This is a genomic window from Fusicatenibacter saccharivorans, from assembly GCF_015557635.1.
GTDB lineage: Bacteria > Bacillota > Clostridia > Lachnospirales > Lachnospiraceae > Fusicatenibacter > Fusicatenibacter saccharivorans.
Window position 1 is genome coordinate 64,597 of sequence record NZ_JADNOP010000014.1, and the last position, 14,996, is coordinate 79,592.

Sequence of the window (14,996 nt, forward strand, 5' to 3'; positions counted from 1 at the left end):
GCGAAAGCTATCAGGATCCTTTCTCGCGTGCTGCCTTCCGAAGCTGCAGCGGCGTCGTGTGAAACCGCTCGCGGAAGAGGCGGTGAAACAGCTTATCGTTTGTAAAGCCATGCTTTTCCGCGAGCGTGCCGACCGGCAGATCCGTGGCGATCAGGTCGCGGTAGATGCGGGAAAGACGGTAGGAATTCAAGTATTCCAGATACGTCGTTTCCATGTTCTGGCGGAAGAAGCGGCAGAAATATTCCGGCTGCAGCGAGACAACATCGGCAGCCTCCTTCAGCGTAATCGGCCGCTGGTAATTTTCCTGCGTGTACGTCAGAATCGTATCGAGCCGTGTCTGCGTCCGGGAGCTCATCGGGTGGTGCGCAAGCGGGCTCTTCTCAGAAAATTTCGTGTAGAGCAGATCGAGAAACGTAAAAAGCTCCCGCTGGAATGTCAGCAGATAGCCGTCGGGCATTTCCTCATGAAGCTGCATCATCGAAAGCAGAAGACGCCGGAACTGGCTGATATTTTTCTGCACTTCCGGATTCGTACTGTCGTAGTCAATCGAGAACCAGAGCTGTGACGGATCAGGCAGATAGTTCGCAAGGAACGCATCCGGAATCTGCATCAGAATCGAGCGGTTTCCCGTGGACGGACAGCGCGCCGTGTGGATACGCCCGGAATTGATCAGCAGAAATTGCCCCGGAAGGACGGTCTTTGTGCGGTCCGAGAGCGTGACAATGGAGGAACCCTCCAGAATATAAATGATTTCCAGCGCGTCGTGCCAGTGCGGCGGCGAAAAACTGCCGAAATCGTCGGTTACACGAAATTCGATGCTGCGGTTCGGCTGCAGCGTGATGTGTTCCTGGCGTGTCTGGCGCGGCAGATGATCTTTGCGTGGCATAAAAAACTCCTTTTTTGTTCAACTTAGTGTATCACTATCTTATCACGAAACCCCCGAATTGGGTATAGCAATTTTTGTATGAAGTTGTTATAATAAATGAACACAAAGCCACGTCACATACGGCTTCGTGCAAACTCAATCTAAAGAAAAGTGAAGGAAGAAAACGTATGTATCAAGTATGGAGTAATTTTTTAAATCCCGGCCAGATCGCCATGCTGGGAATCGTGGTCACCTTTCTGCTGACCTTTCTGGCGTTAAAGCATCCATTTTCCTTTCTGCCGAGCGATCACGGCAGAGAATTTGCCGTAAACGGCGGCCTCTCCCGCGGAAAACTGCGCGGCGTCGGCCTCGTGATCGTCATCTGTTTCCTGATCGGAAGCGTATTGTTCCTGCCTCTTGGCGCCGAGTATGTGATCTACGCGATCCTGCTCGTCTGCATCATGCTGAGCGGCTACCTCGATGATGCATCCGAAACCCCGTGGAGCGATTACAAAAAAGGCGCGATTGACCTCGTCATCTCCATTGTGACCGTCATCACCTTTGTGAATTACAATTCCACCACGATCTGCTTCGGAAGCATGTCCCTTACCATTCCGAAAGTGGTCTACATAATCCTCGGCATCATCCTGATCTGGATTTCGATCAACGTTACAAACTGTTCCGACGGTGTCGACGGACTCTGCGCGAGCCTTTCCTGCGTGGTTATCTTCGCGTTCAGTATGATTTTCCACGATGTCCTTGGAAGCTTCACCGTAGCCAATTACCTGTTCGTGGCAGCGCTTCTCGCGTACCTGTATTTCAATACCTCGCCGAGCAGCATGCTGATGGGCGACGCCGGTTCGAGAGCACTTGGCTTCTACATCGCCATCCTTGCCATGCAGTCCCGCCATCCGTTCTTATATCTGCTGATGGCAGGCGTGATGATCGTCGACGGAGGAATCGGCCTTGTCAAAGTATTTTTACTCCGTTTCCTGAAAATCGCGATCCTCAAAAATACAAGAACACCGCTGCATGACCATGTCCGCCTGAAATACAAATGGTCCGACAGTCAGGTTGTGATCCGCTTTGTGATCCTGCAGATCCTGCTGGCTGTCATTGCGTATCTGATTGTAGCATAAGAAAAAACACAAGAGAAACGGGAGTGTGTCTTTTGCAGACGTCTGCGGGGCACACTCCCGTTTTGCATCTCAGCCTCCGAATACACCAAAAAGATAGAAAAAGATAATATCGCCGTATTTTTTCACAGAATCCGCCCTGTTTTCGAAAGCAAGAGTGTGGTAGTATAAAATTACCAAAAAATGTCAGCCTGAAACAATAATTCTGTAAAGATTGATGAAAAGAAAGTGCTTTCAGCTATCTGTTTCAGGTTCATCCAATCAGGAGGTAATGAAAAGATGAAATTCACAGAAGGTTACTGGCTTCCGAGTGAAAAAGCAAATGCATCCCATGCAATGCAGGCTTATGAAGTAGAGCAGATCCCAGGCGGTATGCGTATCCTGGCTACCACCCGCCCGATCGAGCACAGAGGTATGACCCTGAACCTGCCGACCATCACCGTTGAGTTCGTGGCACACACACCGGATACCATCTCCATGGAAGCATGGCACTATGAAGCATACGACAACAAAGTTCCGTCCTTCGACAAAACAGAGAGCGTATACGAGGACGTAACCGTTACCATCAACGACGATGAGGCAGTTCTCGACACCGGAAGCGTACTGGTACGCGTACAGAGAAAAGGAATCTTCGCTTACACCTTTGAGGCAGACGGAAAAGTCCTGACCGGAAGCGGATTCCGCAACCTTTCCTATATCAGATGGGATCGCAAGCAGAGCACCATGCTGCCGGCACCGAACTACATGACCGAAAAATATCAGCCATACATGGTAAGTGAGCTGTCCCTTGGCGTAGGTGAGTGCGTATACGGCCTTGGCGAGAGATTCACCCCATTCGTGAAAAACGGACAGGTTGTCGATACCTGGAATGAAGACGGCGGTACTGCATCCGAGATCGGATACAAATGCGTGCCATTCTATATGACAAACAACGGCTACGGTATTCTCGTTGACAGCACCGACAACGTTTCCTTCGAAGTAGCAAGTGAAAAAGTTGAGTATGTCGGCTTCTCCGTACCGGGCGAGAGAATCAAATATTATCTGTTCCACGGCCCGTCACCGAAGAAGATCATGAACGAGTACACCGCACTGACCGGACGTCCGGCACTTCCTCCGGCATGGTCCTTTGGTCTGTGGCTGTCCACATCCTTCACCACCAACTACGACGAAGAGACCACCACATCCTTTATCGAGGGAATGGAGAAGAGAAATATTCCGCTGAGCGTATTCCATTTCGACTGCTTCTGGATGCATGAATTCCACTGGTGCGATTTCGAGTGGGATAAGAAATGCTTCCCGGACATCCGTGCAACCTTAAAGAAATATCATGACAAAGGCCTGCACATCTGCGCATGGATCAACCCGTACATCGCACAGGGAACCGCGTTCTTCAAAGAGGGTGCAGCAAACGGCTATCTCCTTCAGAGAGCAGACGGCAAGGGCGTATGGCAGACCGATAACTGGCAGGCTGGTATGGGTCTGGTAGACTTCACCAACCCGGATGCCGTAAAATGGTACACCGATAAACTGAAAACCGTTCTGGACTGCGGCGTAGACTGCTTCAAGACCGACTTCGGCGAGAGAATCCCGGTTGACGTTGTTTACCACGACGGAAGCGATCCGCAGGCAATGCACAACTACTATACATACCTGTACAACCAGGCAGTATTCAACCTGTTAAAAGAAGTAAAAGGCGAGAACGAGGCAGTTCTGTTTGCAAGAAGTGCAACAGCAGGAAGCCAGAAGTTCCCGGTACACTGGGGCGGCGACTGCTCCGCAAACTATCCGTCTATGGCAGAAACCCTGCGCGGCGGCCTTTCCTTCGCTATGAGCGGATTCTCCTTCTGGAGCCATGATATCTCCGGCTTCGAGAGCACCGCAACACCGGATCTGTACAAGAGATGGTGCGCATTCGGCCTCATGTCCACCCACAGCCGTCTGCACGGATCAGGAAGCTACCGTGTGCCGTGGCTGTTCGATGACGAAGCATGCGACGTTGTAAAATTCTTCACCAACCTGAAATGCTCTCTGATGCCGTACATCTTCCAGAAATCTGTAGAGGCACACGAGGAAGGAACCCCGGTAATGCGCCCAATGGTATTCGAGTTCATGAACGATCCGGCCGTTCCGTATCTGGATCAGCAGTACATGCTGGGTGATGCCCTTCTGGTTGCACCGGTATTCCGCGAGGATAAAGTTGCACAGTACTACCTGCCGGAAGGCACCTGGACCGAGCTTCTGACCGGCGAGACAAAAGAGGGCGGCAGATGGTATCAGGGAACCTACGACTACTTCTCCATGCCGCTGTATGTAAGAGAGAACAGCATCGTAGTAAGAGGAAACTGCGACACCAAACCGGATTACGACTACGCTGACCACGCAACTGTTTGCGTATATCAGTTAAAAGACGCAGCCGAGACAAAAGTTCCGGATATCCACGGAAACAATGTATTCACCGTAAAAGCAGTCAAAGACGGCGACACAGTGAAAGTATCCGTAGAAGGCGCACATACCGAACTGAAAGTAGAAGTCTTCGTCGGAAATGAGAAGAAAGAAGCTGTTCTGGCAGCAGATGCAAGCGAAGTTGTTGTTGCATAAGCATCGGAATGTAAGAATATAGGGAGGGAGAGGCACGGAAAAGCAAATTTTTCTGTGACCTCTCTTTTCAAAAAAGGAGAATAAAACAATGCGTTTTCAGACAAAAAATGGTGTATTAATTGCACAGGCAAACGGAGAAACACTGCGGATTGAGCCGTGGGGAAAAGATTCCTTACGTGTCCGCGCAACCATGCTTCCGGAATTTTCCGGAAAAGACTGGGCGCTGACCGAAGTGCCGGAAAAAACAGAGGCAAAAGCAGAGCAGTTTGAGGTCGATCATCTGGAAATCGACGGATCGATGGGAAAAAGAACCAGCGCATCGATCACCAATGGAAAAATCCGTGCTGTGGTCAACTTTGCAGGAGTTATCACCTTCTACAAAGAAGAACAGGAAATTTTAAGAGAATATCACCGTTGCTACGACGGAACGATCAGCAAAGAGAGCCGCTGCTTAAAAACGGTCAACCGTGAGTGGAAAGGTGTGATCGGCGGAAGCGAATACAGCCTGAACCTGAAATTTGAGAGCAACGACGAAGAGAAGATTTTCGGAATGGGCCAGTATCAGCAGAAATACATGGATCTGAAGGGATGCACCCTGGAGCTGGCGCAACGGAACTCCCAGATCAGCGTACCATTCGCCGTATCCAGCTTAGGATATGGTATGCTGTGGAACAATCCGGCTGTCGGACAGGTAACCTTCGGAAAGAACTACACCGAATGGACTGCACGCTCGACCAAAGATATGGACTACTGGCTGACCGCAGCCGATACACCGAAAGAGATCCTGGAAAATTACACCGCAGTGACCGGCCGCGCGCCGAAATTCCCGGAGGACCGTATGGGCCTGTGGCAGTGCAAGCTGCGCTACCGTACGCAGGAGGAAGTGCTTGAAGTGGCACGCCGCTACCAGAAGGAAGGCATCAAAATCGATCAGATTGTCATCGATTTCTTCCACTGGACCGTACAGGGCGACTGGAAATTCGATGAAAAATACTGGCCGGATCCAAAAGCCATGGTGGACGAACTGCATTCCATGGGAATCAAAGTTATCGTTTCCGTATGGCCAAGCGTAGACCGGAAGAGCGAGAATTTCTGGCCGATGCTGGACCGCGGCCTGCTGATTAAAACAGAGCGCGGCGCCCTGCAGACGTATGATTTCCAGGGGGACTGCGTGGAAATCGATGTGTTCAACCCGGAAACCAGAAAATACGTCTGGGAAGTCTGCAAGAAAAACTATTATGATTTTGGAATCGATGCCTTCTGGCTGGACAACTCAGAACCGGATTTCGGCGTTTACGATTTCGATCATTACCGCTATATCGACGGACCTGCTCTTTCCTGCAGCAATATCTATCCGCAGCTGTACAGCCGTGTCTTCTATGACGGCATGAAAGCAGAAGGAGAAGAAAATATTGTAAACCTGCTTCGCTGCGCCTGGGCCGGAAGCCAGAAATACGGAAATGTTGTATGGTCCGGCGATGTGCCGAGTACCTTTGAAGCCTTCTATGATCAGCTCCAGGCCGGCCTTAATATGGGTCTTGCCGGCATTCCGTGGTGGACAACCGATATCGGCGGCTTTATGACAGATGATGTCAACGACCCGGATTTCCAGCAGCTTCTGATCCGCTGGTATGAGTTTGCCGTTTACTCTGCTGTTTTCCGTATGCACGGCGACCGCGGACCGCACAACATTCCACCGCTCGATGACCGTGATTTTGGCGGCGGCTACCTGTATACCGGCCAGTCCAATGAACTGTGGAGCTATGGAGAAGAAAATTACCGGATCATGAAAAAATATTACGACATCCGCATCAGCATGCACGATTACATCAAACAGCTGTATGACGAAGCATCCGAAAACGGTTCTCCGCTGATCCGTACCATGTTCTACGAGTTCCCGGATGACAAAAAATGCTGGGAGCTGCAGGATCAGTATATGTTCGGAAGCGAATACCTGGTAGCGCCGATTTTCCATCTGAACGAGTTCGAGCGTGAAGTATATCTTCCGGCAGGACGCTGGGAAGACACCAGAGACGGAAAAGTGTACGAAGGCGGACAGACTATCCGTGCCGCTGCACCGATCGATTCGATTCCGGTATTTAAGAAAATGGCATAAGATCGTGTAAAAAGGTCAAAAAAGAAAACAGTACAGAAGACACACACAGCGTGGGGACTTTTCTGTACTGTTTTCTTTTCGACTCTAACTGCGCATCAGATATCCATATTTGCGCATCTGTCGGCGTATGATCTGCTCAACACGCTGGCGGATTTCCAGAGGATAGTAATCGGCCAGAGAATCCAGTTCCGTGCAGACATCTTTTGCAGTAAAGGAAAAGTGAAGCTGGATACCGTATAATTCCTCCGCAGCATCCAGCTGTGTATCAAAATCAGAGCTGAAAGGTTTGGCTTCGATGCGTTCTATACAGACATCCATCGGCAGATCCAGAGGATAGTCATTGCTAATGTCTGCAAACAGGCATAAACCCTGATCGAACAGAGGACTTGGAGAATATTGCTCTGTTTCTGTATCATATAGAACAGCGATGTTGTTGGTGTGCCGGTCTTCGTTTAGAAAGAAGGCATCAATTTCCAGCATAGCGGTCAGATATGCACCGAAATTCTGAATTCCCGTCATGTGTTCCATCTGATCTGCCAGAAAACGAATGCGTTCCGCCGGTTCTGAAAAAGCAGCAAGCGTGATTGCCAGACTGTCTCCGGTATTCTGGCGGTACAGTTTTTCCAATGGGATCAGCATCTGATTTGCTTTTAGAAAATCAGGACTGGAACAGCCACTGCGGAGAGTGCCGCGGTATGCAATCCGAACAGGCTGATACAGGACAAACGGGTGGGAAAGAGTGCTTTTTTGCAGTAAATGAGACACCAGTGTCTCCGAGAGTCCCTCATATCCCATATAGTCGGATTTGTACCAGATATTACCGATTTTCCACTTGAGCTGGTCCCCTTTTGAGGTGTGATCTGTTTTTTTGACAGGCAGCTGATGATCAAGACGGATCTGTTCCATGGCGTGCCTCCTTATTCTTCAGAATCAGGATCCATTGCTCGTCACCGGCCATTCGCCCATCTGTTTTTTCAATGATAAGCAGCGGATCATAAAAGGGAAGTCCCATTTCTTTTAAAATATCTTTGGCATGATCGCGTGTTTTGGGAAAACAGCGGCTTTCCAGAAACCAGGTAAAATCATCCCAGGTCGGATGCTCCACAACGCCAAAGGCACGAAGCGGAATTTTTTTTGTGTAATTCTGGATTGCAATTTTCTCATGACGGAAGTCGATATCAATCGTTGTGCAAAGCTGATCGCGGTAAAGAAAACACATCCGCGTTTTGACATCGGGATCCGTGCTGAAACAGTGAGCACGGGCAATTTGATTGTATACCGTCTGCCTGCTGACCTGAAAGGTGCGCGCGATCTCGGCAATACTTTTTCCCTGCTGCTGCATGGCAGCCATCTGAATGATTTGTGGCAGCGAAAAAGCAGGTTTTCTTCCAGCCGCATGGCGCAGTGCTTCTTTTTTCGCTAACTGCTGGTATTGTTTCGCGTCTTTGGAAAGCTTGCGCAGCTCCTTTGGGTCCGTTGTTCCAAAGATCTCGTAAATCTGTTGCTCAAATGTGTTTTTCATGCAATCACCTCGTTTCTGCCATTACTGTATCACAGAGATCTGAAAGCGTCAAGAAATCATTTATTGACAAAAAACGAACTGATTGAGAAAAGTTACGGCTCGCAGATGTCTGAGAACAGCAATCATGGCGATGAAAGAACTTCCCTGCAGTGCAGGCAAAAGCTTGACAGAAAAAAGAAAAATAGCGTAAAATAAAGAAGCAGTACAGAGAGGCACGCAAACCGTGGGATTTCTGTGCTGTTTTTTTAGCAAAAAGGGAGGTTTTCAAAATGAATGAACTGGTTGAACTGTTAGACGAACTGCAGAAAAAAGCAAAGGCAGACCCCATTCTGCGTGAAAAACTGCTTCAGACAAGGGAAAATCCGAATCCAATCCACGCATTCTGCGAAATCTGCCATGCCTATGGCGTTTCCATCTATGAAATGGATCTTGCCATGGCAGGTGAAGAATTTTACGCAGAAATCAAACGCAGCACCAATGGCGGCGGAGAAAATTCCCCGGCGCTTGAAGGGGAAGATGACTTCTATGAGCTGTTTCTGGCAGCGTTAGAAAATATATGATTTTTTGCGAAGAATGTAAGTATTGATGAGTGTGGAAAGCTGCATGGACAGTGCCTGATGAACCTGCGAAGGGCTTGCCATGTCGTAGACGACACCGTCAAAAACTTCGAAGCGTTTCTCTTCTGGAAGCATTTCATACTGTTCCAGCGTGACTTTTTCGAGCTGTGGTTGAAGAACTGGCGTCATAAAATACACATCTTTTCCCAAAAATGAAATGAAATCGCTTAAAATTCTTTCTTTAAATGTTCTGCGAGAATCGTATCGTAATCGCCTTCGATTTCCTCATCGCGCCCTGCATACCGCAGATTGGTCTCCACGCCGACCGGCTCCACATCGTCTGCAAATTCCCAGATATGATACCGCAGACCGCGGTGCTCAAAGTCGATGCTTCCGCAGTTGTCCTCTTCGACATAAGAAAAAGAGATGTTCTTCTCGTTTAAAACAGATTGAATTTCTGGCATATGCATAAAACTATAATCCTCCTAATCGTTGTTGATATATCTGTTATTAGTATAGGGCAATGGCGGAAAAAATTCAATCTACAAGCTTTTCGATAACAGTATACGTGTCTGAGAGGTTATAAATTAGTGGCGAAAACCCATAGGTTTGCCTGTGGGATGAAAGCCACATATTTTTTACTTGGTTTTTACATAGAATAGATATATAATATATGCATAGATAAAAAGGAGGTTAAGTGCATGGGAAGACCGAAATCAAACAATGTACAAATTAACATTTCAATTCCTATGGAGTGGAAAAAAGAACTGGAAAATATTGCTCGTATCTATTCTGTTGAGGAAGGGAAAACAATTACATTCCTTGATTTAATGCGTCGAGGAATTCAGGAAAAGTATCAGTTAGGAGAACAGAATGATGAGCAGGAAACCCTATCATAGTGCTTCGCATTGCAAGTATCTGATACAATATCATATTATCTGGTGTCCAAAATTTAGATTTTCTGTATTACATGGGAAAGCAGATATGACTCTCAAACAGATACTACAAAAAATATGCGAGGATTACGGATATAGAATTAAAGCACTTGAAGTAATGCCGGACCATATCCATATTTTTGTAGATGTGCCACAAACAGTCGCTCCCTGCGATGTGGTTAGAACACTCAAAAGTAAAAGTGCGATTGAATTATTTAAGGCATATCCAACACTGAAACGGTTTTATGCAAGATGTGGTGTTTTATGGTCGAGGGGATATTTTATATCTACAGTGGGACAGATAAGTGAAGCAACAGTAATGCAGTATATAGAGGAACAGAAAAGTCATGAATGAGAAGGAATATAAGAAAAGCCTAAGACAATTTCATAAACATTCTGACAGACATATCCTGGTCGTAGAAACCGATATGTCTTTTTCTGATATACAAAAGGTGGTAGCTCTTTCTGATAAGATTCGAAAAGCAGGAAATGAACTGGTTGGTCTTATGAGAAAGAATTACGACCAGCTTATCCGTACGAAAAGGTATCGGAAAGTACGGAAACTTTATGGTGCTACAGAAGAGAAAAAGAAACGAAAAGTACTTGCCCGTCAGCTGAATGAAATGCAAAAGCAATATCATGTTACATGGGATGATTGTAGAACATCTATGATACCAATCGGTAAAAAATATGGGATTGATGCTATATTTGCACTTACAAAAGCCGAAGATGTTTGGAGAGGGATAGAAAAATGCTTATATGCAAATGGTAAGACACTCCACTTTTCTAAATATGGAGTGTTGCCCTGTATTCGAGCCAAACAAAGGAATCGTGGGATTCCAATTTCTGTGAAAGAGAATCAATTGCAATTTAAATTTGGTAAATCTACGTTTGGAATACAACTGAAAGATAGATTTCAATCGGATGAAATTCACGCTGTTTTGGATTACCTTGCTGAACCTGAAATAATAGATAAGAAAGCAATCCAGATATTTGCAGAGAAAGCGTATTGTATCAATACTTACAGACCCTGCTATGCTACGCTTGTACCAAAGTTGATTCGTGGGAAATACAGAGTGTATTTGCACTTAACGATTGAGGGGAAAGCAAAACCGAAATATGACAGATTTGGGAATCCAAGGCATAAATTTGGAAAAGGTATCATTGGTGCGGATATTGGAACGCAGACCGTTGCTTATACATCGGATACGGAGGTTGGTCTTAAAAACTTATCCGAAAGAGGGAACAGTATTCAAAAATCCGAGCGATTAGAAAGAATTTATTATTGTGCAATGGATAGAAGCAGACGAGCGACCAATCCACAGAATTATAATAAGGATGGTACGATTAAAAAAGGTCGAAAGATTTGGAAATACTCGAATCATTATAAAAGACTGAAAGCGAAACACGCAGAATTATGCCGTATTAATGAAAGAAACAGACAGCTTGCGATAAATGAAGATGCCAACTATCTAAGAAGCCTTGGAGATGTGTTGATTACAGAGCCTAAAAATGCCAGTAAACTTATGAAACGAGCGAAAGAGACTACGAAAAACAATAAAGGTAAGTTTAACAAGAAAAAGCGTTTCGGTAAATCAATAAAGAATCGATGCCCTGGTGGATTTCAAACGACAATAGAAAAGAAATTTGAAGTGTCTGGTGGCAGATATATAGAAGTGGCGAGCAATTATAGAGCAAGTCAATATGACCATACCGCAGATGCTTATGTCAAAAAGAAGTTGTCGGATAGAATGTATCATTTAGTGGATGGAACATTGGTACAGCGAGACTGGTATTCCTCATTTTTACTATACTGTTACGATGATAAAATAGAAGAGATAAATAAAACAAAATGTAGAACAGAATTTGAAAAACATTACAAGAGGGAAAAAGCCTTAATTGAATGGATTCAGGCGAATCAGATTAAAATTTTAAATAGTGGAATAAAAACAGCATAAATGAAATACGTTAGGGAGATTGACGATACTTCCTTATCAAAAGATAGAAATTTGCCGTCAATGTGGTCGTAGGACTGCCCGGCAATAAAAGTCCTTACTCAAATAGACTTACACTTGTATTCCAAAGTCTGAGAATGATGTACGATTACAAGCTAAACTTGGTAGTAAGAACCCCACGGGCTTGCCCGTGGGAGTCGTCAGCCGTTCGGATATGGAATGTCCTATACGACCTTTGACGTAGCAACAGAAAATGCAGCGTGGAAGCCGGATGCAGAGCCAAAAACAATCACAGTAACCGTAAAAGTAACAAACACCGGCTCCTGTGCCGGAAAAGAAGTTGTACAGATTTACGCTGCCTGCCCGTTTGGAAAACTGAAAAAAGAGAGAAAACGTCTGGTCGCTTTTGGAAAAACAGCACTGCTGCAGCCGGGAGAATCCGAGACACTGCACCTTAAGGTACCAACTGTCCTGCTGGAATCCTACCGGACAGGCAAAGCCGTATACTGTATGGAGGCCGGAGACTATGATTTTCTGGTCGGAACCTCAAGCCGGGATGTAACCCTGGCTGCGAGACTGACACTTGATAAAACCGTGGAAACCGAGCATCTGACCAACATCTGCCCGCTGCTCGACGCATTAAAGGAAATTCAGCCGGAAGAGGAACAAGAGGAGCGCTGGAGAGCAGAACGGGAGCAGATGTGGGAAGAAAAGAAAGCAGAAATCCCGCTGCTGTTCCTGGACGAAAAAGGTCTGATCCACGATGGAAAGAGTGCCGAAGAAATGTATAAAATTCTGAAATTCGGAAAAACAAATGCAGCAGAAGCAAAGGAATGCGATGCCAACGGCTGTGAATTTGAAGCAGAAACAACAGAAGCGAAAGAGGACGCCGGAAACTGCAGATGTGGAGCAGAACAGCCGAAATGGGAAGAAAGACGGCGCCTGGCAATGGAAAAAGCCGCCGAACTCGTTCAAAAGCTGACCCCGGAAGAAAAAACGGCGCTTGTCTGCGGCCGCCGCAGCAGCGGAAGCAAAGAAATTATTGGAGCCGCTGCCGTTACCGTACCGGGTGCGGCCGGGGAGACAACCGCCTCTTTGCTGGAAAAATACGGTGTTGCCAATGTCATTCTGGCTGACGGGCCGGCAGGCATCCGCATCACCTCCCATTATCAGAAAAATCCGTCGGACGGCAGTGTTTACAAAATGAACATGTATCAGCGTCTCGAGAACCGTATTTTCGGAACCGAATTCCTCCACACCGACGGAGAAGATTATTATCAGTACTGCAGTGCGATCCCGGTCGGAACGCTTCTGGCGCAGACATTCGACACAGAGCTTCTCGAGGAAGTAGGCCGCATGATCGGCGCAGAGCTGGAGGAGTTCGGCGTGACCCTCTGGCTTGCACCGGGCATGAACATCCACCGCAATCCGCTCTGCGGACGCAACTTCGAATACTATTCTGAGGATCCGCTTGTCAGCGGAAAAATGGCGGCAGCCCTCACAAGAGGCGTCCAGAGCCGGTACGGGGTCGGAACGACCATCAAACATTACGCCTGCAACAATCAGGAAGAAAACCGCCGCGGCGTATCGAGCATCGTCTCCGAGCGCGCTCTGCGTGAGATCTATCTGAAGGGCTTCGAAATTGCAATCAAAGAATCCCAGCCAAAAGCGATCATGACCTCCTACAACAAGGTAAACGGTGTCCACACCGCCAACAGCTACGATCTGTGCACAACCGCTGCAAGAAAGGAATGGGGCTTTGCCGGCATCATCATGACAGACTGGACCACAACAAACGCCGACGGAGGCTCCTCTGCCGCAAAATGCATCGCTGCCGGAAACGATCTTGTGATGCCGGGAACCGACACCGACCGCCGCGAAATCCTGGATGCGCTGAGTGCCGAAAATGACCAGTATCTCGAGGAAAAAGACCTGACCGCCTGTGCCCAGAGAATTCTGGAAATGATTTTTACTTCCAATTCATATGAATAATGCGGCGTTTTCAGGGATAAAATAACATCAGAAATAGCTGCCGCCACTTCGCAAAGCAAAATTTTCCATGCGGGCTTTGAATATTACAGTTCGCTGAGATGCAGTGAACTGTAACATTCAAATAGTTGGGCAATTTCACGATTGAAATTTCCCATAACATGTATTAGAATATAAATGATATCAATAAATACGAGGACGTGAAAAGAATGTCAGGATTAAGTAACACACAATATTTTAAAGTAAAAACAGAGCCGGAGATTCAGGTAAAAGAGGTACTCGAAACCGTTTACAACGCCATGGTAGAAAAAGGGTATAATCCAGTCAACCAGATCGTAGGCTATATCATGTCAGGCGACCCGACGTACATCACAAGCTTTAAGGGAGCCAGAAGCCTGATCATGAAAGTAGAGCGTGACGAGCTGGTAGAGGAACTGTTAAAAGAGTACATCAAAAATGAATCCTGGAAGTGAGCGTAATTACTATGAGAATAATGGGATTAGATTACGGCTCAAAAACAGTAGGGGTGGCAGTCAGCGACGCCCTGGGTCTTACTGCGCAGGGAATCGAAATTGTCCGCAGAAAATCGGAGAATAAGCTGCGTCAGACGCTGGCCCGGATTGAAGAGATAGCAAAAGAGTACGGCGTGGAAAAAATCGTACTCGGCTTCCCGAAACATATGAACAACGACATCGGAGAGCGGGCCGAAAAATCTCTCGAGTTCAAAGAAATGCTGGAGAGACGGACAGGCCTGCCCGTTGTTATGTGGGACGAGCGGCTGACAACGGTCGAAGCAGACCGCACCATGATGGAAACCGGAATCCGCAGGGAAAACCGCAAGGAGTACGTAGATATGATTGCAGCTGTTTTTATCCTGCAGGGATATCTGGACTATCTTTTCCATCAGAAGGAATCACAGGAAAACTGAACAAAGGAATATTGTATGGAAAAAATAACATTTGTAACAGATGATGGCGGCAAAGAAGAATTTTACGTGGAGGAGCAGACCAGAATCAACGGAGTCAACTATATTCTGGTATCCGATTCAAAGGACGACGAGGCAAATGCCTATATTCTGAAGGATATCTCCACCGACACCGACGCAGAGGCAGAGTATGTTGTGGTAGAAGACGACACCGAATTCGATGCCGTTTCCGGCGTATTTGCTTCCATGTTGGATGACGAGGCAGACATCACCTATTGAACCAGCCGTTTTGAAGCCATACCGGGACGCAGACGAAGCGGGACCGGGACAGCGCTTTAAAGGGCAAATCCTGCAGGTGCGGGACATGCTCCATCAGCCTGAAGTGACGCTCAGGGGAT

16 protein-coding genes are annotated in these 14,996 nt (G+C 47.0%); 11 read left to right on the plus strand and 5 right to left on the minus strand.

What is annotated here, in order from left to right; genetic code table 11:
• Nucleotides 1-10: 10 nt before the first annotated feature.
• Nucleotides 11-886, minus strand: coding sequence for an AraC family transcriptional regulator (locus I2G42_RS12320; protein ID WP_022463035.1), 876 nt, complete (start codon nucleotides 884-886; stop codon nucleotides 11-13).
• A gap of 167 nt (nucleotides 887-1,053) precedes the next feature.
• Here I2G42_RS12320 and I2G42_RS12325 point away from each other — a divergent pair, with 167 nt between their 5' ends.
• The 3 genes from I2G42_RS12325 to I2G42_RS12335 all read left to right on the plus strand — a co-directional run bounded on the left by I2G42_RS12325 (nucleotide 1,054) and on the right by I2G42_RS12335 (nucleotide 6,715).
• A complete protein-coding gene (locus I2G42_RS12325; RefSeq protein ID WP_055228316.1) occupies nucleotides 1,054-2,004 on the plus strand; it encodes an MraY family glycosyltransferase in 951 nt (316 codons plus the stop codon).
• Nucleotides 2,005-2,280: 276 nt separating this feature from the next.
• A complete protein-coding gene (yicI, locus tag I2G42_RS12330; RefSeq protein ID WP_119208705.1) occupies nucleotides 2,281-4,599 on the plus strand; it encodes an alpha-xylosidase in 2,319 nt (772 codons plus the stop codon).
• 88 nt (nucleotides 4,600-4,687) lie between these two features.
• The gene (locus I2G42_RS12335; RefSeq protein ID WP_195531106.1) at nucleotides 4,688-6,715 is read left to right on the plus strand and encodes a glycoside hydrolase family 31 protein; all 2,028 of its coding nucleotides are present in this window, start codon (nucleotides 4,688-4,690) and stop codon (nucleotides 6,713-6,715) included.
• An 84-nt stretch (nucleotides 6,716-6,799) separates the two neighbouring features.
• Here the strand turns inward: I2G42_RS12335 and I2G42_RS12340 are convergent, their stop codons facing one another.
• On the minus strand, nucleotides 6,800-7,621 hold the full coding sequence (locus I2G42_RS12340) for a HipA domain-containing protein (RefSeq protein ID WP_119221703.1): 822 nt from the start codon (nucleotides 7,619-7,621) through the stop codon (nucleotides 6,800-6,802).
• Nucleotides 7,602-8,237 carry a helix-turn-helix domain-containing protein gene (locus I2G42_RS12345; RefSeq protein WP_055265066.1) on the minus strand — a complete coding sequence of 212 codons (636 nt, stop codon included), beginning with the start codon at nucleotides 8,235-8,237 and terminating at the stop codon, nucleotides 7,602-7,604. Before I2G42_RS12345 ends, I2G42_RS12340 begins: the two co-directional genes overlap by 20 nt.
• Nucleotides 8,238-8,506: 269 nt before the next feature.
• Here I2G42_RS12345 and I2G42_RS12350 point away from each other — a divergent pair, with 269 nt between their 5' ends.
• On the plus strand, nucleotides 8,507-8,797 hold the full coding sequence (locus I2G42_RS12350) for a hypothetical protein (RefSeq protein ID WP_055228321.1): 291 nt from the start codon (nucleotides 8,507-8,509) through the stop codon (nucleotides 8,795-8,797).
• Here the strand turns inward: I2G42_RS12350 and I2G42_RS12355 are convergent.
• Nucleotides 8,783-8,983 (minus strand): PDDEXK family nuclease, encoded by a 201-nt coding sequence (locus tag I2G42_RS12355; RefSeq protein ID WP_117804669.1) that lies wholly within the window; start codon nucleotides 8,981-8,983, stop codon nucleotides 8,783-8,785. The genes I2G42_RS12350 and I2G42_RS12355 overlap by 15 nt on opposite strands.
• A gap of 38 nt (nucleotides 8,984-9,021) precedes the next feature.
• The gene (locus tag I2G42_RS12360) at nucleotides 9,022-9,264 is read right to left on the minus strand and encodes a hypothetical protein (protein WP_022463041.1); all 243 of its coding nucleotides are present in this window, start codon (nucleotides 9,262-9,264) and stop codon (nucleotides 9,022-9,024) included.
• Nucleotides 9,265-9,495: 231 nt separating this feature from the next.
• On the opposite strand from I2G42_RS12360, the gene I2G42_RS12365 reads away from it, so the two are divergent.
• The 7 genes from I2G42_RS12365 (at nucleotide 9,496) to I2G42_RS12395 (ending at nucleotide 14,877) form a co-directional block, all read left to right on the plus strand.
• Complete coding sequence (locus I2G42_RS12365; protein ID WP_055228323.1) at nucleotides 9,496-9,693, plus strand: hypothetical protein; 198 nt, start codon at nucleotides 9,496-9,498, stop codon at nucleotides 9,691-9,693.
• A complete protein-coding gene (gene tnpA, locus I2G42_RS12370) occupies nucleotides 9,671-10,084 on the plus strand; it encodes an IS200/IS605 family transposase (RefSeq protein WP_055228324.1) in 414 nt (137 codons plus the stop codon). The genes I2G42_RS12365 and tnpA overlap by 23 nt, the downstream gene beginning before the upstream one ends.
• On the plus strand, nucleotides 10,077-11,687 hold the full coding sequence (locus I2G42_RS12375) for a hypothetical protein (protein WP_055228325.1): 1,611 nt from the start codon (nucleotides 10,077-10,079) through the stop codon (nucleotides 11,685-11,687). Before tnpA ends, I2G42_RS12375 begins: the two co-directional genes overlap by 8 nt.
• 216 nt (nucleotides 11,688-11,903) lie before the next feature.
• Entirely contained in the window at nucleotides 11,904-13,676 is a 1,773-nt protein-coding gene (locus I2G42_RS12380) for a glycoside hydrolase family 3 N-terminal domain-containing protein (RefSeq protein ID WP_243277181.1), read from the plus strand.
• Nucleotides 13,677-13,882: 206 nt separating this feature from the next.
• Nucleotides 13,883-14,146, plus strand: coding sequence for an IreB family regulatory phosphoprotein (locus I2G42_RS12385; RefSeq protein WP_022461716.1), 264 nt, complete (start codon nucleotides 13,883-13,885; stop codon nucleotides 14,144-14,146).
• 11 nt (nucleotides 14,147-14,157) lie between these two features.
• The gene (gene ruvX / locus I2G42_RS12390) at nucleotides 14,158-14,601 is read left to right on the plus strand and encodes a Holliday junction resolvase RuvX (protein WP_119208697.1); all 444 of its coding nucleotides are present in this window, start codon (nucleotides 14,158-14,160) and stop codon (nucleotides 14,599-14,601) included.
• Nucleotides 14,602-14,616: 15 nt separating this feature from the next.
• Nucleotides 14,617-14,877 (plus strand): DUF1292 domain-containing protein, encoded by a 261-nt coding sequence (locus I2G42_RS12395; protein ID WP_055265056.1) that lies wholly within the window; start codon nucleotides 14,617-14,619, stop codon nucleotides 14,875-14,877.
• Nucleotides 14,878-14,996: the final 119 nt, after the last annotated feature.